The organism is Streptomyces sp. NPDC056580, from assembly GCF_042793175.1.
GTDB lineage: Bacteria > Actinomycetota > Actinomycetes > Streptomycetales > Streptomycetaceae > Streptomyces.
In genome coordinates, this window is sequence record NZ_JBHTVE010000008.1 from 414,806 (window position 1) to 432,734 (window position 17,929).

General features: G+C 72.7%; 17 protein-coding genes. 7 read left to right on the forward strand and 10 right to left on the reverse strand.

All coding sequences use genetic code 11. The features are described 5' to 3' along the window. Positions 1 to 5: 5 nt before the first annotated feature. Complete coding sequence (locus tag ACFQ9Z_RS20685; protein WP_383019806.1) at positions 6 to 1,253, forward strand: styrene monooxygenase/indole monooxygenase family protein; 1,248 nt, start codon at positions 6 to 8, stop codon at positions 1,251 to 1,253. Here the strand turns inward: ACFQ9Z_RS20685 and ACFQ9Z_RS20690 are convergent. From ACFQ9Z_RS20690 to ACFQ9Z_RS20705, 4 genes are all read right to left on the reverse strand, one after another. Then, a complete protein-coding gene (locus tag ACFQ9Z_RS20690) occupies positions 1,232 to 2,299 on the reverse strand; it encodes a C40 family peptidase (protein WP_383019812.1) in 1,068 nt (355 codons plus the stop codon). The two genes, ACFQ9Z_RS20685 and ACFQ9Z_RS20690, sit on opposite strands and share 22 nt — an antisense overlap. Before the next feature lie 111 nt (positions 2,300 to 2,410). Continuing rightward, positions 2,411 to 2,713 carry a hypothetical protein gene (locus ACFQ9Z_RS20695; protein ID WP_383019815.1) on the reverse strand — a complete coding sequence of 101 codons (303 nt, stop codon included), beginning with the start codon at positions 2,711 to 2,713 and terminating at the stop codon, positions 2,411 to 2,413. A 9-nt stretch (positions 2,714 to 2,722) separates the two neighbouring features. Then, on the reverse strand, positions 2,723 to 3,376 hold the full coding sequence (locus ACFQ9Z_RS20700; protein ID WP_383019820.1) for a TetR/AcrR family transcriptional regulator: 654 nt from the start codon (positions 3,374 to 3,376) through the stop codon (positions 2,723 to 2,725). 136 nt (positions 3,377 to 3,512) lie between these two features. Further along, the gene (locus ACFQ9Z_RS20705; protein ID WP_383019824.1) at positions 3,513 to 4,451 is read right to left on the reverse strand and encodes a diiron oxygenase; all 939 of its coding nucleotides are present in this window, start codon (positions 4,449 to 4,451) and stop codon (positions 3,513 to 3,515) included. Between the two features lie 121 nt (positions 4,452 to 4,572). Between ACFQ9Z_RS20705 and ACFQ9Z_RS20710 the strand changes: the two genes are divergently transcribed. After that, positions 4,573 to 5,682, forward strand: coding sequence for a ferritin-like domain-containing protein (locus ACFQ9Z_RS20710; RefSeq protein ID WP_383019827.1), 1,110 nt, complete (start codon positions 4,573 to 4,575; stop codon positions 5,680 to 5,682). A 37-nt stretch (positions 5,683 to 5,719) separates the two neighbouring features. Beyond that, positions 5,720 to 6,574 (forward strand): hypothetical protein, encoded by an 855-nt coding sequence (locus ACFQ9Z_RS20715; RefSeq protein ID WP_383019937.1) that lies wholly within the window; start codon positions 5,720 to 5,722, stop codon positions 6,572 to 6,574. On the opposite strand, the gene ACFQ9Z_RS20720 is transcribed toward ACFQ9Z_RS20715, so the two are convergent. The 5 genes from ACFQ9Z_RS20720 to ACFQ9Z_RS20740 form a co-directional block, all read right to left on the reverse strand. Continuing rightward, positions 6,558 to 7,043: a DUF3291 domain-containing protein gene (locus ACFQ9Z_RS20720; RefSeq protein WP_383019831.1), complete on the reverse strand. Its 486-nt coding sequence runs from the start codon at positions 7,041 to 7,043 to the stop codon at positions 6,558 to 6,560. The two genes, ACFQ9Z_RS20715 and ACFQ9Z_RS20720, sit on opposite strands and share 17 nt — an antisense overlap. Before the next feature lie 44 nt (positions 7,044 to 7,087). Then, positions 7,088 to 8,539, reverse strand: a complete 1,452-nt coding sequence (locus ACFQ9Z_RS20725; protein ID WP_383019836.1) for a penicillin-binding transpeptidase domain-containing protein — start codon at positions 8,537 to 8,539, stop codon at positions 7,088 to 7,090. A gap of 106 nt (positions 8,540 to 8,645) precedes the next feature. Further along, positions 8,646 to 10,007, reverse strand: coding sequence for an FtsW/RodA/SpoVE family cell cycle protein (locus tag ACFQ9Z_RS20730; RefSeq protein WP_383019839.1), 1,362 nt, complete (start codon positions 10,005 to 10,007; stop codon positions 8,646 to 8,648). Between the two features lie 509 nt (positions 10,008 to 10,516). Next, positions 10,517 to 11,758, reverse strand: coding sequence for an ATP-binding protein (locus tag ACFQ9Z_RS20735; RefSeq protein ID WP_383019844.1), 1,242 nt, complete (start codon positions 11,756 to 11,758; stop codon positions 10,517 to 10,519). Beyond that, a complete protein-coding gene (locus ACFQ9Z_RS20740; RefSeq protein ID WP_383019849.1) occupies positions 11,758 to 12,513 on the reverse strand; it encodes a hypothetical protein in 756 nt (251 codons plus the stop codon). Before ACFQ9Z_RS20740 ends, ACFQ9Z_RS20735 begins: the two co-directional genes overlap by 1 nt. 288 nt (positions 12,514 to 12,801) lie before the next feature. Here ACFQ9Z_RS20740 and ACFQ9Z_RS20745 point away from each other — a divergent pair, with 288 nt between their 5' ends. Continuing rightward, positions 12,802 to 13,605 (forward strand): nuclease-related domain-containing protein, encoded by an 804-nt coding sequence (locus ACFQ9Z_RS20745; protein ID WP_383019943.1) that lies wholly within the window; start codon positions 12,802 to 12,804, stop codon positions 13,603 to 13,605. Positions 13,606 to 13,990: 385 nt separating this feature from the next. Here ACFQ9Z_RS20745 and ligD read toward each other — a convergent pair whose 3' ends face one another. Continuing rightward, positions 13,991 to 14,872 carry a non-homologous end-joining DNA ligase gene (gene ligD, locus ACFQ9Z_RS20750; protein WP_383019852.1) on the reverse strand — a complete coding sequence of 294 codons (882 nt, stop codon included), beginning with the start codon at positions 14,870 to 14,872 and terminating at the stop codon, positions 13,991 to 13,993. A gap of 87 nt (positions 14,873 to 14,959) precedes the next feature. On the opposite strand from ligD, the gene ACFQ9Z_RS20755 reads away from it, so the two are divergent. From ACFQ9Z_RS20755 to ACFQ9Z_RS20765, 3 genes are all read left to right on the forward strand, one after another. Then, entirely contained in the window at positions 14,960 to 16,129 is a 1,170-nt protein-coding gene (locus ACFQ9Z_RS20755) for a Ku protein (protein ID WP_383019859.1), read from the forward strand. A 106-nt stretch (positions 16,130 to 16,235) separates the two neighbouring features. Then, positions 16,236 to 17,303 carry a hypothetical protein gene (locus tag ACFQ9Z_RS20760; protein ID WP_383019863.1) on the forward strand — a complete coding sequence of 356 codons (1,068 nt, stop codon included), beginning with the start codon at positions 16,236 to 16,238 and terminating at the stop codon, positions 17,301 to 17,303. A 161-nt stretch (positions 17,304 to 17,464) separates the two neighbouring features. After that, positions 17,465 to 17,713 carry a hypothetical protein gene (locus ACFQ9Z_RS20765; RefSeq protein ID WP_383019866.1) on the forward strand — a complete coding sequence of 83 codons (249 nt, stop codon included), beginning with the start codon at positions 17,465 to 17,467 and terminating at the stop codon, positions 17,711 to 17,713. The last annotated feature ends 216 nt before the right edge of the window (positions 17,714 to 17,929 follow it).

Below are 17,929 nucleotides of genomic sequence, written 5' to 3' on the forward strand. Positions count from 1 at the left end.
CCCGCATGCGGAAGATACTCGTCGTCGGAGCCGGCCAGTCCGGACTCCAGCTCGCGCTCGGCCTGCAGTCGCACGGCTACGAGGTCACCCTGATGTCGAACCGGACCGCGGACGAGATCCGCTCCGGCCGGGTCATGTCGACGCAGTGCATGTTCGACACCGCCCTGGGACACGAGCGCGACCTCAAGCTGAACTTCTGGGAGACCCAGGCCCCGCGGATCGAGGGCCTCGGCGTCTCGGTCGCGGCCCCCGGTTCCTTCGACCCGGGCCCCTCCCAGCGCGCGATCGACTGGGTGGGCAAGCTGGACGGGTACGCGCAGTCCGTCGACCAGCGGGTGAAGATGGCCGGCTGGATGGAGACCTTCGCCCAGCGCGGCGGCCAGCTCGTCATCCACGGCGCGGCCGTCGGCGACCTCGACTACTTCTCCCGCGCCTACGACCTGGTCCTGGTCGCCGCGGGCAAGGGCGAGCTGGTCTCGATGTTCGCCCGCGACCCGGAGCGCTCCCCCTACAGCGAGCCGCAGCGCGCCCTCGCGGTGGCCTACGTGCACGGGCTCGGCCCGCGTCCGGAGCACCCGGACTTCGACGCGGTCCGCTGCAACCTCGTCCCCGGGGTCGGCGAGCTGTTCATCATGCCGACCTTCACCACCTCCGGCCGCGCCGACATCCTGTTCTGGGAGGGCGTCCCCGGCGGCCCGCTCGACGTCTTCAACGGCGTCAAGGACCCGGCCGAACACCTCTCCCTGACCCTGCGTCTCATGGAGAAGTTCACGCCGTGGGAGTACGCGCGGGCGACGAAGGCCGAGCTGACGGACGCGGGCGGCACCCTGGCCGGCCGGTACGCCCCGACCGTGCGCAACCCCGTCGGCCGCCTGCCCTCGGGCGGCCTGGTCCTCGGCGTGGCCGACGTGGTCGTCGCCAACGACCCGATCACCGGGCAGGGGTCCAACTCCGCGTCCAAGTGCGCCGCCGCGTACCTCGCCTCGATCCTGGAGCAGGGCGACAAGCCGTTCGACGAGGACTGGATGCGCGCCACCTTCGACCGGTACTGGGCCACCGCCCAGCACGTCACCAAGTGGACGAACGCCATGCTGGCCCCGCCGCCGGAGCACGTCCTGAACCTCATCGGCGCGGCCGGCCAGCTCCAGCCCGTCGCGGACCGGTTCGCCAACGCCTTCAACGACCCGGCCGACTTCGAGAACTTCTTCTACGACCCCGAGAAGACGAACGCCTACCTGGCCTCCGTCGCCTGATCCCGCGGGGGACCGTCCGGGCGTACGGCGCCGAGGACCGGAGCGGACGCCAGCGGGGAGATCTCGATCCGCCGGCCCGGCCTCGGCGCCTGCACGACCCGGCCGTCCCCGACGTACAACGCCACGTGTGTCGCGCCGGGGAAGTAGACGACCAGGTCACCCGGGCGCAGCCGGTTCAGCGGGACCTTCGGCAGCCGGGCCCACTGCTCCTGGCTGGTGCGCGGGATCGGGGTGCCGGCGTGGTCCCAGGCCTGCGAGGTGAGACCCGAGCAGTCGTACGACGTCGGGCCCTGCGCTCCCCACTGGTACGGCTTGCCTACCTGGGACAGGGCGTAGCGCACGGCCCGGTCGCCCTCGCCGGACGGCGGTCTGTCGTCGCCGAGGGCGCCGGAGGCCGCGAGCCGCAGCTGTGCCTGGTCGATCCCGGTGCGCTCCAGCGCGGCCACCGCGGCGAGCCGCTCCGGGGTCAGTGAGGCGAGGAGCCGCTCGACCTGGCGGAGTCTGGCCGTGACGTCGGCGCGCTGCCTGCCCTGCTTCCCGGTGAGGGTGAGCTGCTCGTCCAGCGCCTTGCGGGCCGCCCTGGCCAGCGCGTCCCGCTTCCGCTCGGCGTCGGTGAGCCGGTCCACGGTCTCGGCGCGCTCGCGGGTGAGCCGGCCGATGACATGGCCCTCGTCCAGCGCGTGCTGCGGGTCGCGGGCGAGCAGCAGACGGAGGTAGGGGGAGAGGTCGCTGCTGTTCTGGTACTGCTGCCGGGCCAGGCGCCCCGCGTCGCCCTGGCCGCCCCGCAGCGCGAGCCGGGCGCGGGCCAGTTCGCCGTCGAGGCGGGTCACCTCCGCACGCTGCCGCTTCAGCCGCTCCGCGGTCGCGTTGTAGGACTCGGTGGCCTCCTCGGTTTGCCGGTACAGCCGCTGAAGGTCCGTCAGCAGCTGGGACACCGACTGCTGCGGCTGCGGTACGGGCGCGGCTGCCACCGCCGGCGCGGGCGCGAGGGCGGCCTGGGCCGCCATCGCGGCCGTACAGGCCAGGCGCAGGAGCACTGCTGACACGTCATCACCTCCGGTACGGAGCGGACGGACCCTCCGTCCGCGTCCGCACGGTGATATTCAGACGTGTTCATGGGCTTGTGTGCCGATTGTGGGCCGGACGGCCCAACGCTCTCACCCGGACGGGTCGTCCGGCTTGCGGGAGGGCGCTCCGCCCGGCCTGGTCCAGGGCCACCTGAGCCGCTCCTCGGGCGCGCCCTCCGGGTCGTAGCGGTACTTCCAGCCCCGCACCAGGCCGAGCCGCTTGCTGTGCCCCCTCGGCTCGCGCCGGTAGACCAGCACGGCGGGCGGGCCGCCGGCCGCGTCCTGCACCGGGACGCGGTAGGTCTTCGGGGGGTGGCCGGTCACGCCCAGCAGCACCGGCAGCACGCGCCCGTCCAGGGGCCCGCCCTCGAACGGAGTGTCCTCGCTCTTCACGGACCGTCCTCAGCCTTCCTCGGCGAGCGCGCCGACCACGTCCGCCGTCTGCGGGTCCCGGCCCGCGGTCACCGTGAGCACGGCCACGAACTGCTCGACCAGCCAGTCGCGCAGCTCCCCGGCCGGCGGCTGCTTGTCCTCGTCCAGCCAGATCAGCGAGGCGGCCTCCACCGCCGTGATCCACGTCCGGACCGTCATGCGCAGGCGCGGACCCGGCGAGCGGACGCCGAGGTGGCTGTAGATGTGCTCGGCCGCGGCCCGCCGTACGCCGTCCACGATGGCCGTGGTGCGGGAGGTCTCCACCACGCTGCCGCCCTGCAGCAGCGCGCTGAAGCCGGTGCCGTGCTGGTCGACGAAGGCCAGGTAGCGGTCGAGCGCGCGGGACAGGCGGGGCAGCAGGGGGCCGTTCCGGGGCTCGTCGAAGCACTGCTGGAGCTCTTCGCCGGCCGACCTGAGCGCGGCCTCGTAGAGCTGCTGCTTGCCGCCGGGGAAGTACCGGTACACCAGGGGACGGGAGACCCCGGCCGCCTCGGCCACGTCGTCCAGCGAGACGTCCTCCGGCGCACGGTGGGCGAAGAGCGAGAGGGCGGCGTCGAGCAGCTGGCTGCGCCGCTCCTCGACACTGAGCCGACGGTAGGCGGGGGTGGCGGCCTGCGGGGTCATGCCAAGCAGCGTAATCGGACCGTGAAGAAGTCGCGCAGGCACGGGCACACCCGCCCGTACCCGCACGCCGCTCGCACCCCGCCCACCGCACGCCGCGCGCGAGCGGGCGCGGGGTGCCCCCCGCGCCCGTGCCCGCCTAGGCCAGCAGCCCGGAGGACTGCCACAGCCGGCGGCCCACGCCCCGCAGCACGCCGATGTCGTCCAGGAAGTCCGTGAGCCGCTTGGCTCCGGTCTGCATGACCTCCCGCCGGTGCCCGCTGGCCTTCACCTGCGCCATCGCCTCCCGCTTGTCCAGACCCACGTTGGTGTAGACGTCGGGGTTGATGAACGCCACCGAGAACACCCGCGCGAACTCGCCGGACGTAACCCGGGTGAACTCCTGCGACCACTTCGGCGCCGTCAGCATCTGGCGCCGCAGCTCCTCACGCGCGTACCGCACGTGCCGGGCCTCCTCCACCACGTGGATGCGCGTGACGCCGCGGATCAGCGGCTGCACCCGCTCGTCCGGGAAGGTGAGGCGCTGCATCCAGTCCAGCACCTCCTCGCCGAGCAGCGTGGCCGTGAAGGAACCGGGCGTGGTGGAGATCGTCTTGAACAGCCGGCCCAGGTTCTGGTGGGCCCGGCTCACCGGGTACCAGGGAGTCCCGCCGTGCGAGATCAGCCGCGCGAACATCTTCGAGTGCCGGCACTCGTCCTCGATCTCGGTGAGGGCGTACCGCACGTGCGCGCTCGTCGCCGCCTTGTCGTAGACGTGCCGGACGAGGAGCTGCATGAGGATCAGCTCGAACCAGATGCCGAGCGAGGCCAGCGCGGCGGCCTCGTGCTGCGAGAGCAGGATCCGCTGCTCCTCGCCCATCCGCTTCCACAGAGGCGTGTCGTACAGCGAGACCAGCTCGGGCGGCCAGAACCACTTGCCCTCCTCGAAGGGCGCGTCCCAGTCCAGCTCCTTGTCCGGGTCGAAGGAGTGCTTGGCGGAAGAGGCGAGCAGCCGTTCGGCCACCTGTTCGCGGTCCTTGAGCACGCCGAGCGCGTCGCGCAGTCCGTCCAGCGCGTCCGCTTCCGTCAGGGTCGTCATGGCTCCCTCACCTCGTTACCCGGGGGTACGTTCGGCTTCTTATAAGACTGCCTGTCAGCAAGCGCGTCAATCCCTCGCGCACGACTTGTTGACCCGGCCCGCGCGTGTGAGCCTGCGAAGTATGCCGACGCACGACCTGTACACCGACGAGCCGGGAGACTCCCCCTGGCAGGTGCCCGCGAGCGGCGCGGCCAGGTTCACCTGGGAGTACGACGAGGGCCGGGACCGCCTGCTCGCCCTGTACCAGAAGGGCAAGGACAAGCAGTGGGACGGGCAGCGGCGCATCGACTGGGAGCTGGAGGTCGATCCGTACGACCCGCTCGGCACCCCCGAGGAGGCGATGTCCCTCTACGGCACCCCGCACTGGGCGAAGCTCACCGACCGGGACAAGGGCGAGCTGCGCAGGCACTACGCCTCCTGGCAGTTCAGCCAGTTCCTGCACGGCGAGCAGGGCGCGATGGTCTGCGCGGCGCGGATCGTGGAGTCGGCGCCCGACCTGGACGCCAAGTTCTACTCGGCCACCCAGACCATGGACGAGGCCCGGCACGCCGAGGTCTACGGCCGCTTCCTGCACGAGAAGATCGGGATGCTCTACCCGATCGACGACAACCTCCGGTCCCTGCTCGGCGACACCCTGCGCGACAGCCGCTGGGACATGCCCTACCTCGGTATGCAGGTCCTCATCGAGGGACTGGCGCTGGCCGCCTTCGGCATGATCCGGGACACCACGGACAAGCCGCTGCCCCAGCAGATCCTCGCCTACGTCATGCAGGACGAGGCCCGGCATGTGGCCTTCGGCCGCATGGCGCTGCGCGACCACTACAGGCAGCTCACCGACGCCGAACTGCGCGAGCGCGAGGAGTTCGTCATCGAGGGCTGCTACCTGATGCGGGACCGGCTGCGCGGCGTCGAGGTGCTGGAGAACTTCGGCATCCCGCGCGCCGAGGCCGAACGGATCAGCGAGGACTGCGAGTTCCTCAGGCTCTTCCGCAAGCTGCTGTTCAGCCGCATCGTGCCCTGTGTGAAGGACATCGGCCTGTGGGGCCCGCGCCTCCGGCAGGCCTACGCCGACATGGGCGTCCTGGAGATGGGTGACGCCGGCCTGGACCTGCTCATGGCGCAGGACGAGGAGATCGCCGAGCGGCTGGACGCGGAGCGCTTCGCCGCCGAGGAGCGGGAACGGGTGGCCGAGGTGGAGGAGGCCATCGAGTCGGGGGCGGCCGAGGCCTGAGCCCCACACCCCTGTGCAGTACCGTTCTGGCGTGTCCATGCCTCCGCCGCCCCAGCAGCCGCAGCACCCGTACGGTCAGCAGCCCCCGCAGGTTGCGCCGCCTCCGGGCCCCTACGGTCAGCAGCCCCCGCAGGTTGCGCCGCCTCCGGGCCCCTACGGTCAGCAGCCCCCGCAGGTCCCGCCGCCCCCCGGCCCGTACGGCGCCCCCTACCCGCCGCAGCAGCCCTACCCGGCGTGGGGCGTGCCGCCGATGGGCCCGCCTCCCAGGAAGAGCCGGGTCGGTCTGGTGCTCGGGATCGTGGGCGGAGTCGTGGCCGCCGGCATCGCGGGACTCGTGCTGCTCGGAGCGGCGTCGGAGAGCGGCTTCCCCGAGGCCGAGCACGAACTGGCTCTGCCCCAGAAGCTGCTGGACGAGAAGTACCGACTCGCCGAGGACCTCTCCGGCACCGAGGGGCAGAAGGTCGAGGACGAGGCCGACGGCGCCTGGGACGCGAAGGACATCAGCGCCGTGGTCGGCCGCTACAGCCCGGGCGGCGACGACACCAAGGGCATGCTGCTGGTCTCGGGCATGTACGGCAGGTTCAAGAACGAGGCGGACGTCCGCAGCGGCATGCTCAAGGGCGCCGGCGAGGCCGACGGCGTGACGGTCACCGAGCCCCCGCGGGACGTCACCCCGGCGGGCGCGGACACCACCGTCACCTGCGAGGTGCTCACCCAGAAGCAGGCCCTGGCGACGATCACCTATCCGGTCTGCACCTGGGCGGACGGCAACACGGCGGCCGTGGTGGGCGAGGTCGACCTGCAGCGCGAGGACACCGCCGGCATCGACCTCGACACCGCCGCCCGCAACGCCCTGAGAATCCGCTCCGAGATGATCAGGCCGGCCGGCTGACCGCCGTCCCCTCCGGGGCGGAGAACGAGGCACGCAGCGTGAAGGCGTACGGCGTCGGGCCGTGCGCCCTCAGGTGCAGCAGCCGCTCCTCCGCCTCGGCGACATCGGGACGGTGCCCTTCCGGCACCCACCACAGGGCCGTCACCGCGTCCTCGGGACGCTCGAACCACTCCCGGCGCCGGGACAGCAACTCCCGGTGCAGGCCCCGGTACATGAACGCGCCCAGCGCGTCGGTGTCCCGCCACACCGACATGTTGACGATCAGCCAGGCGTCGCCCATGAAGGCGATGTCGGTCGCGTTGCCCGAGTCGCCCTGCAGCCGCCAGACGAAGCCGTCCGCGGCGTCCGCCACCGCGTTCACCGGGTCCAGACCGTCGACGAAGTCCTTCAACTGCGGTGAGTCCAATGGATACTTGAGCCGGGCGATGTTCACTTGGGCGAGCTGGTGCACGGCCCCCGAATCCGTCATGACCGGACGTTATGCCGACCGTCGCCGCGACCGGTACCCCCGTCTCACAAGCCGAGAACCGCCCGCATCACGTCCTTCGCGATCGGCGCCGCGTCCCCGCCACCGCTGATCTCGCCCCGGTCCGCCGAGGCGTTCTCGACCACCACCGCCACCGCGACCTTCGGCTCCAGGTCGCCGTCCGCCTGCGCCCACGAGATGAACCAGGCGTACGGCACACCGGCGTTGCCGAGGCCGTGCTGCGCGGTGCCGGTCTTGCCGCCGACCACGGCGCCCGGAATAGCCGCGTTGGTGCCGGTGCCCTCCCGCACCACGTCGGTCATCAGCTCCCTCATCAGCGCGGCCGTCGACGGGCGCATCACCTGCCGGTCCGGCCGCATCCCACTGCCGGAGAGCGCCTCGCCGCCCCGGCGGGACGTCCCCTCCACCAGGTACGGCGTCCGCAGCCGTCCGCCGTTGGCGACGGCCGCCGCCACCATCGCCATCTGCAGCGGAGTCGCCCGGGTGTTGTACTGCCCGATCGAGGACAGCGCGAGCTGCGCCTTGTCCACATGGGTGTCGAAGGTGCTGGGGGACACGGCGAAGGGGACCCGCAACCGCCTGTCGTTGAAGCCGAACGCCCCTGCCGTGCCCGACATGCCCGTCACCCCGACGTCCACGCCCAGCTTCGCGAACACCGTGTTGCAGGACCACTTGAACGCCTCCCGCAGCGAGGCGTCCCGGCAGCCGTCGGCCTCGTTGGTCAGCCGGGTCCTGGTGCCGGGCAGCCGGTAGGGGTCGGGGGAGCGGGTGAGCGCGTCCAGGTCCCGGACCACGCCCGCGTCCAGCGCCGCCGCCGCGGTGACCACCTTGAACGTCGACCCCGGCGGATACGTCTGCCGCACCGCCCGGTTGAGCATCGGCTTCTCCGGGTCGTGGTTGAGCCGGGCCCACGCCGACGCAGCCGCCTCGCTGTTGCCGGACAGCTCCGCGGGGTCGTACGACGGCGTCGACACCAGTGCCAGGATCCGCCCCGTCGCCGGCTCGATCGCGGCCACCGCGCCCTTGCGGCCGTGCAGCCCGTCGAACGCCGCCCGCTGCGCCTTCGGGTACAGGGTGGTGAGGACGTCGCCGCCCGAGGTGGCCCCCCGCGTCACGTCGGTCCACAGCGGCAGCGGCGCCAGATCGGCGCCGGAGAGAACCCCGTCCTCGGCGTCCTCCAGGAACGTGGTGCCGTACAGCTGCGAGGCGTGCCCGGTGACCGGGGCGTACAACGGGCCGTCCCGGTAGGTGCGTTCGTAGCGGAGCTGCTCCCCGGTGTCCGTGGAACCGGTGACCGGCTCACCGCCGACCAGGATGTCGCCGCGCGGCTGCTGGTAACGGGCGATCGTGGCACGGCGGTTGGCCGGGTTGCCCTCGTAGACGCCGGCCTGGAACACCTGCACCCGGGCGGCGTTGGCCAGCAGCGCCGTCAGCAGCAGGGCGCAGAACGCGGAGGAGTGCCGGATGTACCTCGTCATGGGCCGTCCGCCGCCGTACCCGGTCACGCCGCCGCCCGCCCCTCGCGCCCGGCCGCGGGTCCCCGCCGGCCGCGCCCGGCCCGACGGCCTTCCGCCCGGCCCTCGCTCATGCCGCCTCCCGCCCGTCGTACTGGCTGCGGGCCGAGTCGCTGACCCGGATCAGCAGCGCCACGATCGCCCAGTTGGTCACGACCGAGGAGCCGCCCTGGGCGAGGAACGGCATCGCCATGCCGGTCAGCGGGATCAGCCCGGTGACCCCGCCCGCGATCACGAACACCTGCAGCGCCAGGAGCGAGGCCAGCCCGACCGCGAGGAGCCGCCCGAACGGCTCGCGCAGGGCGAGACCGGCTCGGTAGCCGCGCTCCACGAGCAGGGCGTACAGCAGGAAGATCGCGGCGAGACCGGCGAGGCCCAGCTCCTCCCCGGCCGTCGCCAGGATGAAGTCCGACTTGACGGCGAAGCCGATGAGCACCGAGTGGCCGAGCCCGAGGCCGGTGCCGAGCACCCCGCCCGCCGCGAAGGCGAACAGGGACTGCGAGAGCTGGTTGGGGCCCCGCCCGGCCTCGATGGTGGCGAACGGGTGCAGCCAGTCCTCGATCCGGCCGCCCACGTGCGGTTCGAGCCGGCCGACGGCGACCGCGCCGAGCACGGCGAGCAGCAGCCCCACCGCGATCCAGCCGGTGCGGCCGGTGGCGACGTACAGCAGCACGACGAACAGGCCGAAGAAGAGCAGCGAGGTGCCGAGGTCCCGCTCCAGGATCAGCACGCCGACGCTGAGCAGCCAGATCGCCACGATCGGGCCGAGCACCCGCCCGGTCGGGAACTGCAGCCGCCACAGCCGCCGGCCCGTGTAGGCGAGCGCGTTGCGGTTGGCGGCCAGATAGGCGGCGAAGAACACCGCGAGCAGCACCTTCGCGAACTCGCCCGGCTGGATGGAGAATCCGCCGATCCTGATCCAGATCCGCGCGCCGTTCACCGCGGGGAACAGGATCGGCAGCAGCAGCGCGACGAGCGCGGCGACCACACAGACGTAGGAGTAGCGCTGCAGCACCCGGTGGTCGCGCAGCATCAGCACGACCAGGATGAACAGCCCCACCCCGAGCGTCGACCACACCAGTTGGGCCGGCGCCGCCCGGTCGCCCGGCGTCTCCAGGTCCAACCGGTAGATCAGCACCAGGCCGAGCCCGTTGAGCAGCACGCCGATGGGCAGCGGGAGCGGATCGGCGTACGGCGCCCGCTTGCGGACCACGAGGTGCGCGAACAGTGCGAGCACGCTCAGCCCGGCGCCGTAGCCGGCGGCCCCCGGCGGCACGCTGCCGCTCCTGGCCAGGCCGACCGCGCAGTAGCCGTACACGGACAGCAGCACGGCCAGCACGATCAGCGCGAGCTCGACGCCACGGCGCCGGGGCAGCCGCACCCCGTGCGCGGGCGCCCGGGGCTCGGCCACTGCGGTTCCGGCCTTGGTCATGTGCGGAACTTACCCAAACAGGACAGTCCGGCCGGGCAGGCTCCCCGAGCGGCGGAACGCCCGGGTGCACGGGTCCGGGACACCACCGGCTCCGCCGCCCGAGCGCGGCCGGTCACGGTCACGGACGACGCGGCCGGCGGTAATCCCGGGCCGCCCGCAGCCGTGGGGGGAAGGGTGGTTCCGGGTTCTTGCCGGCCTCACGCCCGCGGCAGTGGTCGGCGGCCTGCGGGGGAAGGGTGGTTCCGGGTTTTCGTGGGCCTCATGCCTGCGGCAGTGGTCCGCGGCCCGCGTAGGACCCGTGGTCGCAGGTGCTCGCCGGGCTCACGCCTCCGGCAGTGGTCTCGCGGCCCTGTGGGGGAACGGTGGTGCCGGGTTCTCGCCGGGCTCACGCCTGCGGCAGTGGTCCGCGGCCTGTGGGGGAACGGTGGTGCCGGGTTCTCGCCGGGCTCACGCCTCCGGCAGCGGTCCGCCGCCCGCGTCGGACCCGTGGCCTGGGTTCCGTGCCGGGCTCACGCCTCCGGCAGTGTCAGCGTCGCCACCGCGCCCCCGTCCACGGCGTTGCCGAACGTCAGCCGGGCGCCCAGCACCTCCGCCTGCCCGGCCGCGATGGTCAGGCCCAGCCCGTGGCCCTTGGCGCCGCCCTCGGTGCGGAAGCGCTGCGGGCCGTGCGCCACCAGGTACTGCGGATAACCGTCCCCGTGATCCCGCACCGTCACCACCGGACCGTCCACCGTCAGCACCACCGGCGCCCGCCCGTGTTTGTGGGCGTTCGCCACCAGGTTGCCCAGCACCCGCTCCAGCCGCCGCCGGTCCGTCTCCACCCGCGCGTCCCGCACGACCCGCACCTCGGTGTCCGTCCCCGACGCCCGGACCACCCGCCCGGCCAGCGCGCCCAGCTCCTCGAAGTCCAGCTCAAGACGCTCGCGCCGGCTGTCCAGGCGGGAGATCTCCAGCAGGTCCTCGGTGAGCGTGCGCAGCGCCGCCACCCGGTCCTGGACCAGCTCGGTCGGCCGCCCCGGCGGCAGCAGCTCGGCGGCCGCGTGCAGCCCGGTCAGCGGGGTGCGCAGCTCGTGCGCCACGTCCGCGGTGAACCGCTGCTCGCTCAGCAGCTTGCCCTGCAGCGAGGACGCCATGGAGTCCAGCGCTGCGGCCACCGCGGCCACCTCGTCCTGCGGCCGCGTCGGATCCTGGGCCCGCGGGTCGTTCACCCGGGCGTCCAGATCACCCGCGCTGATCCGCCGGGCCACCCGCGCGGTGCCGTGCAGCCGCCGCGTCACCCGGCTCACCGCGAACGCGCCGACCAGCACCGTCGCCCCGATCGCCAGCGCCGACGACCACAGGATCGACTGGTCGAGACCCGCGATCGTCCGGGCCTGCTGCGAGTAGTCGACCTCCACGGCGAGCGCCCGGTGGCCGTCGGCCGGACCCGCCGCCCACATCGTCGGCCGCCCCTGGTGCGAGGAGACCATCGTGCCGCGCTTCCCGGCCACCGCCAGCGTCCGCAGCCGCCCGGGCAGCCCCTCCGGATCCAGCCCGGCGCCCGGCAGCAGCGCGTCCCCGGCCTCGTAAGCCGCCGTCGCGTCGTCCAGCCGGGACAGCGCCAGGTCACGGGCCCGGCCGACGGTCTGGTTGGTGACCGACACATGCACCAGCACCCCGAGCAACGCGGCCAGCGCACAGCTCATCACCGTGATGAACACGGCCGCCTTCACCGCCAGCGCCCCGGCCCACCGGGGCAGCGCGAGCCTCATCAGCCACCGCTCGCGGAGCCGCGGGCGGACGCCGGCGCGGACGGAGCCGGCGACCGGGACGGCTTGTGGCCGTGCGGGACCCTGCCGGTGCGCAGGAACTCGTCCCGGGAGAACACCATGGCCCGCCGGTCCGGATCCCAGACCCAGGTGGTCCGGTACTCGTACCCGGCGGTCCCGGCCGGAGAGCGCTCGATCAGGGCCCGGCCGGCCAGCTCCACCCCGATGATCGCGTCGTTGTCGCTCAGCACCTGCACCAGCCGGTGCTTCTCCACCGTGTAGACCCGCACCGCGGTCTGGTTGGTCGGGTAGAGCCGGAACCCGAGCGTCATGTCGTTCCGGCCGTCCCCGGTCAGATCCCGGTAGTACGCCTTGAGCAGCGGACACCGCGCCGGCACCCCGCCCGGCTCGCACTCCCGCACCCGGTCCACCGTCGCGTGGTGGGCCCCCTTCGACCCATAGTCGTCCGGGTGCGCGGCGATCTCCGCCCGCACGACGTCCACCGGATCGACCTTGCGGATGTCGTCGCCGGGTACCGGGACGCCCTTGACGATCTCCCGGGTCGCCACCGCGTACGGGTACGCGGGGCTGGACGCCGGACGCAGATCCGGCCAGAGCCGTGCCGGGCTCACCGCGGTGGGCGTCGCCCCGGCGGCCTCCAGCCCGCCCCGGTCCCCGCAGCCGGCCGCCGCCACCGACAGCAGGGCGGCGACGGCCGCGGCACGTGCGGTACGACCGGCTGGCCTACGGACTGACACGGGGCTCCTGCTTCTCGGACTTCTGAGGTCTTCTGGCGCTTCGGGGGACGGCGAGGGCGACGGGGACGCCGGGGCCGGTACACCCTAATGCGTAACTCGTAGGAAAGTCCTTTTTGCGCCTTCCCGCCCCCTCGGACCGGGACCCGTCCGCCGAGTCCGACCGTCTTCTTGCCGTGGCCGCGCCCGCCTGTTCCCATGGTCAGGGGGTGATGCGCGCATGGGCGGCACGAGCGGCGTGAGCGGCATGGCGGCATGGGCGGCGCGAGCAGCATGGGCGGCGAAGGCGGCATGAACGGACTGCGGGTGGTGCCGGCCCGGCAACAGGGCCACGAGCGCCTCTACGTCTGCGGCCCCGACGGAGCGAACGTCGCCTGGTACGACCGTGACACCGGCCGGGTGAACCTGATCGCCACCAGCCGCGAGGCGGACGTGCTCGACGCCCTCAAGCCGTTCCTGACCGCCCCGGTGACCGTGGGCCCGCCCCCGGTGCCCACCCCGGCCGAACTGGCCCGGCTCGCCCTCCATCCAGACGACGACCTCGCCCCCAACCGCCCCGGCGAGGCCCTGCTGGTCGCCCTCGACCGCGACCCCGGCCCCGCCCACCGCCTCCGCCCCGACCCGCGCCGCCGCGCCCTGGCCGCCGAGCAGGCCACCGGCGAGGCCCTCGACCGCCTGGAGGGGGCCGGCTGGCACGTCCTGCACTCCCTCCCGCTCCCCGGCGGCGACCGCGTCCACCACCTGCTCATCGGCCCCGGCGGCCTCTTCGCCGTACACGCCCTGTACGCCCGCAGGCAGCGGGTCCTGGTCGCCGACCCGATGGTCACCCTGGGCCGCCACGACCCCGAGCCCGTCCTGCGCCGCCTCCGCGCCAACGCCGACCGCGCCTCCTACGCCCTGACCGCCGAGGTCCACCCCCTCCTCGCCCTCCTGGACCCCACCGACATACGCACCCCAGCTCCGCCCCGCGGCATCCGCATCCTCCCCACCACGGACCTCCCCACCCTCGCCCACCTGGGCGCCGTACTGAAGCCGGCAGACGCCGAGGCCCTCCACGCGATGGCCCGGGACCGGGGGACGTGGGCGAGGTTGTAGAGGGACTCCAGAACTGCCAGCCCGTCCGGCGCTAGGAAGGCGGGGGCCGGCACCGTCAGCCCGTCCGGATACCTTGCGCCGAGGCCGGCGTCATCGGCCCGTCCGGCGCCATGAAGACGGGGTCCGGCTGTCAGCCCGTCCGGCGTTTGAGGACGAGGCCCGTCCAGGGCCGAAGCGGGGGCCTGGGGGCGGCAGCCCCCAGCAGGGGTCACAGGGGACGGAGTCCCCTCCCAGGGACGGGAAGGGGCGGAGGGGGCGAACCAACCCCCGAGCCACCCACCCCCGCACACCAGCCCCGGCACCGCCCCTACGGCAACCGCCCGAACCCCTGCCCCGGCACCACCCCTATGGCAACCGCCCGACCCCCCCCGCCCCGGCACCACCCCTAGGGCAACTGCCCGACCCTCCGCCCCTCCACCAGCCCCCGCATCAGATCCCCCACCTCCCGCACCCGCCCCAGAACATCCCCCGCCGAGAACTCCAACTCCTCCGCCCCCCGACACCCCTCCACCTCCCCCCACGTCACCGGCGCGGAAACCAGCGGAGCGACCCGCGCCCGCACCGTATACGGCGCCGCCGTGGTCTTCCGCCCCGCGTTCTGGCTCCAGTCCACGAACACCTTCCCCGGCCGCAGACTCTTCGTCATCCGGTGCACCACCAGCCGCGGCATGGCCTTCTCCGCCTCCACCGCCAGCGCCTTCGCGTACTCGCTCGTCCGCTCCGGCGAACTGCCCCGCACCGCCGCCAGCAGGTGCAGCCCCTTCGACCCGGCCGTCTTCGCGTACGCCTCGATCCCGTCCGCCGCCAGCCGCTCCCGCAGCCACAGCGCGACCTCGCAGCACTGGACGATGGTCGCCGGCGCCCCGGGATCCAGGTCGAAGACCAGCCGGTCGGCCTCGTCGGGCGACTGCACCAGCCACTGGTGCGTATGGAACTCGGCCACCAGGTTCGCCGCCCACATCAGGCTCGGCAGGTCCTGCACCAGCAGCATCCGGGCCGGCCCCTCCGACCGGGGCACCTCGGCGGTCATGACCCAGTCGGGCGTACCCGGCGGAACGTTCTTGGTGAAGAAGACCTGCCCGTCCGGCCCGTCCGGGTAGCGCAGCAGCGACACCGCCCGGTCCCGCAGGTGCGGCAGCATCACGTCGGCGACGGTCGCGTAGTAGTGCAGCAGCTCCCCCTTGGTGAAGCCGGTCTCCGGATACAGCACCTTCTCCAGGTTGCTGAGCGCGACCCTCCGGCCCTCCACCTCTGTGATTGGAGTCATAAGATGACAATCCCAGAGAATCAGGCAAACACCCGCATTTCACCATGCGGTGCATGTGACACCCGATCGGAACGGAGGCCGCGGCACGTGCGATCCATCTGGAATGGCGCCATCTCCTTCGGACTCGTCAGCATCCCCGTCAAACTGGTGAACGCCACCGAGAGCCACTCGATCTCCTTCCGCCAGATCCACACCGAGGACAGCGGCCGCATCCGCTACCGCAAGGTGTGCGAGCTGGACGACCACGAGGTCAGCCAGGCGGAGATCGGCAAGGCCTACGAGGACGCCGACGGGACGATCATCCCGATCTCCGACGAGGACCTGTCCCACCTCCCGATCCCGACCGCCCGGACGATCGAGATCGTCGCCTTCGTGCCCGCCGACCGGATCGACCCGCTCCAGATGAGTTCGGCCTACTACCTGGCCGCCGGCGGGGCCCCCGCCGCCAAGCCGTACACCCTGCTGCGCGAGGCCCTCAAGCGCAGCGACAAGGTCGCCGTCGCCAAGTACGCCCTGCGCGGCCGGGAGCGCCTGGGGATGCTGCGGGTGGTGGGAGACGCCATCGCCATGCACGGACTGCTCTGGCCGGACGAGGTCCGCGCCCCGGAAGGCGTCGCACCGGACGGCGACGTCACCGTCCGGGACAAGGAACTCGACCTCGCCGACGCCCTGATGGACACCCTCGGCGAGGTCGACCTGGAGGACCTGCACGACGAGTACCGCGAGGCGCTGGAGGAGGTCATCGCGGCCAAGGCGGCCGGCGAGACCCTGCCCGAGACACCCGAGCCCGCCGAGGGCGGCAAGGTGCTCGACCTGATGGCGGCCCTGGAGAACAGCGTCCGCGTCGCCCGCGAGTCGCGGGGCGAGCGACCGGCGCCGGAGGAGACCGGGGACGCCGAGGTCAGACCGCTCACCCGGCGCCGCTCCGCGCCGAAGGAGACCGGCGGCAAGAAGTCGACTGCCACGACGTCGAAGAAGGCACCCGCCAAGGAGACCGCCGACTCCAGGAAATCCACGGCGAAGACCACCCGCAGCGCGAAGAAGACCACGCAGTCCCGGACGAACTCCAGGTCCACCGCCAAGTCGACCGCCGGCTCCACTGCCGGATCCGCGGCCAAGTCGACGAAGTCGCCCCCTTCGTCCAAGTCGGCCACTTCGTCCAAGTCGGCCGCTTCGGCTACTTCGGCCACTTCGTCCAAGCAGACGGCGAAGAAGACCCCGGCGAAGAAGACGGCGTCGCGCAAGCGCCCGGCCTGAGGGCGGGGCGGGCGGAAGGCGGGAGTGAGCCGAGGTCGGGGCCCGGCGCAGGGGATGGACCGGTATTCCCTCCCCTGAGGTGGGACGACTCGGGCACGATGTGGGCGTGACTTACGTGGTGACCGTGACCATGGCCCCTGCCAAGGGCGCTTCGGAACTCGACCCCCTGCAGCGGGAGGGCGTCATCTTCCTGCTGCGGAAGGGCTTCGACTCGCTCGAAGCGGTCGAAGGACCGGACGGCATGGAGATCGAGCTGATGGACGACGTCATCGCCGCCCATCCCGGAGGTGCCCTGCTCAAACTCTTCGTGGACGCACCGGCGCTGGAGTTCGCGGAGGACGCCGCGCGCGAGGTCGTGGCCGAACTGCTCGAACGCACCGAACCGCTCGCCGACTGGCAGATCACCCGCTGCGCGGTGGAACTGAACTCCGCGCTCCTGCAGGAGAGCCTCGACGCGGCCGACGGCCCCGACGCCCCGCCCGCCGACCCGGCGGAACGCGCCCGCCGCCACGCGGCCGCCGAACCCGCGCCGGCGCACGGCCGCCTCGACCGGGCCGAGGTCGAGGCCATGCGCACCAGACTCCGCACCCTGGCCCCAGCCCTGAGGGCCTTCCCCCTCGAGACATTCGGCTACCGCGACGACGAGCACGAGCGCACCGTGCCCCGCGAAGCCGCCGAGGTCGCCGCCGGCGCACTCGTCTTCGCGATCGACCTCCTGGTGGACGAACTCTTCACCGACCTGGCCGGCCTGGAGGAGGACGGGCCCACGGTGGCCGAGAGCGACGCCACCTTCATGCTGCTGGACGACCTGCCCCAGCAGTACGCCGACGAGTACACCGTCCTCTTCGCCCGCCGCCTCACCGTCACGGCGGTCACCCTGACCGCCCGCCTCACCCAGCCCCGGTTCACCGGCCCCCACTGCGTGGCCGAGGAGCTACTGCTGCGGGTCCTGCTCACCCAGGCCGAGGTCACGGCCGACCTCTACGACCTCCTCACCGACGAGGTCACCACAGCCTTCGAGACGTTCACCGAGACCCTCGACGAGGACCCGGCCCACGATCCCCTGGACGACGCCCCGCCCGGAGTGGAGAACTGGTTCACCCCCTACGACGCCGAGAGCCCCGTCCACCCGTACGCCACCAACGACGACGAGGACTCCCTCCAGGGCCGGTGACCTGTGCCGGTGACCGGGCCGGTCACCGGAGCCGGAAGGGCACGCCGCCCCCCGGATGGCTTCCCCGATGAGCGCCGCGCGAGAAGTCGATCTAGCTTCGAGATGAGCGCCGAGTGGATCTTCCGACGGTGCGCTCTTGTGATTTCGAAGGAGGATGACGCATGCGCAAGCTCCGCACGGCCGTTGCCGCGGCCGCGATCATCGGCGGCGTCGCATTCATGGGAACCGCCCCGGCGACCGCCCAGCCCATGGGAGGAGGCCATGGCGGCGGCTGTAAGTCCCACGACATGAACATCGACATCGCCGGCAACGTGGGCTTCGGCAACGGCGTGCTCGGCAACCTGTTCAACGGCGAGGGCAGCCCGGGCGGCCAGTGGACCGACGTCGGCTCCGACTGCGGCGGTTGGTGAGCCCGCCTCCCGGCACACCCGAATAGACCCGGGCACCGGCCCACCGAGGCCCACGCCCGCTCCACCGATCTGTGGCAGAGAGTCTCATCTCAAGGTGGAGACCGAAGGCCCCGCACTTCTAGGCGGATTCCAGTGGTCGTCGCAACACGTGATCACTGACGTGTGGCGGCGAGCAGTTTAGACAGACGCTCGGCTGGGGTTTCCCAGCCGAGCGTC

What these genes read in the sequence shown, in the direction of transcription:
- ACFQ9Z_RS20715 (WP_383019937.1), top strand. Translation starts at nt 5,720, where the DNA reads ATGCCTCCGCCGCCCCAGCAGCCGCAGCACCCGTACGGTCAGCAGCCC.
- ACFQ9Z_RS20730 (WP_383019839.1), bottom strand. Translation starts at nt 10,007, where the DNA reads ATGACCAAGGCCGGAACCGCAGTGGCCGAGCCCCGGGCGCCCGCGCAC.
- ACFQ9Z_RS20735 (WP_383019844.1), bottom strand. Translation starts at nt 11,758, where the DNA reads ATGAGGCTCGCGCTGCCCCGGTGGGCCGGGGCGCTGGCGGTGAAGGCG.
- ACFQ9Z_RS20685 (WP_383019806.1), top strand. Translation starts at nt 6, where the DNA reads ATGCGGAAGATACTCGTCGTCGGAGCCGGCCAGTCCGGACTCCAGCTC.
- ACFQ9Z_RS20710 (WP_383019827.1), top strand. Translation starts at nt 4,573, where the DNA reads ATGCCGACGCACGACCTGTACACCGACGAGCCGGGAGACTCCCCCTGG.
- ligD (WP_383019852.1), bottom strand. Translation starts at nt 14,872, where the DNA reads ATGACTCCAATCACAGAGGTGGAGGGCCGGAGGGTCGCGCTCAGCAAC.
- ACFQ9Z_RS20700 (WP_383019820.1), bottom strand. Translation starts at nt 3,376, where the DNA reads ATGACCCCGCAGGCCGCCACCCCCGCCTACCGTCGGCTCAGTGTCGAG.
- ACFQ9Z_RS20725 (WP_383019836.1), bottom strand. Translation starts at nt 8,539, where the DNA reads ATGACGAGGTACATCCGGCACTCCTCCGCGTTCTGCGCCCTGCTGCTG.
- ACFQ9Z_RS20765 (WP_383019866.1), top strand. Translation starts at nt 17,465, where the DNA reads ATGCGCAAGCTCCGCACGGCCGTTGCCGCGGCCGCGATCATCGGCGGC.
- ACFQ9Z_RS20705 (WP_383019824.1), bottom strand. Translation starts at nt 4,451, where the DNA reads ATGACGACCCTGACGGAAGCGGACGCGCTGGACGGACTGCGCGACGCG.
- ACFQ9Z_RS20745 (WP_383019943.1), top strand. Translation starts at nt 12,802, where the DNA reads ATGAACGGACTGCGGGTGGTGCCGGCCCGGCAACAGGGCCACGAGCGC.
- ACFQ9Z_RS20720 (WP_383019831.1), bottom strand. Translation starts at nt 7,043, where the DNA reads ATGACGGATTCGGGGGCCGTGCACCAGCTCGCCCAAGTGAACATCGCC.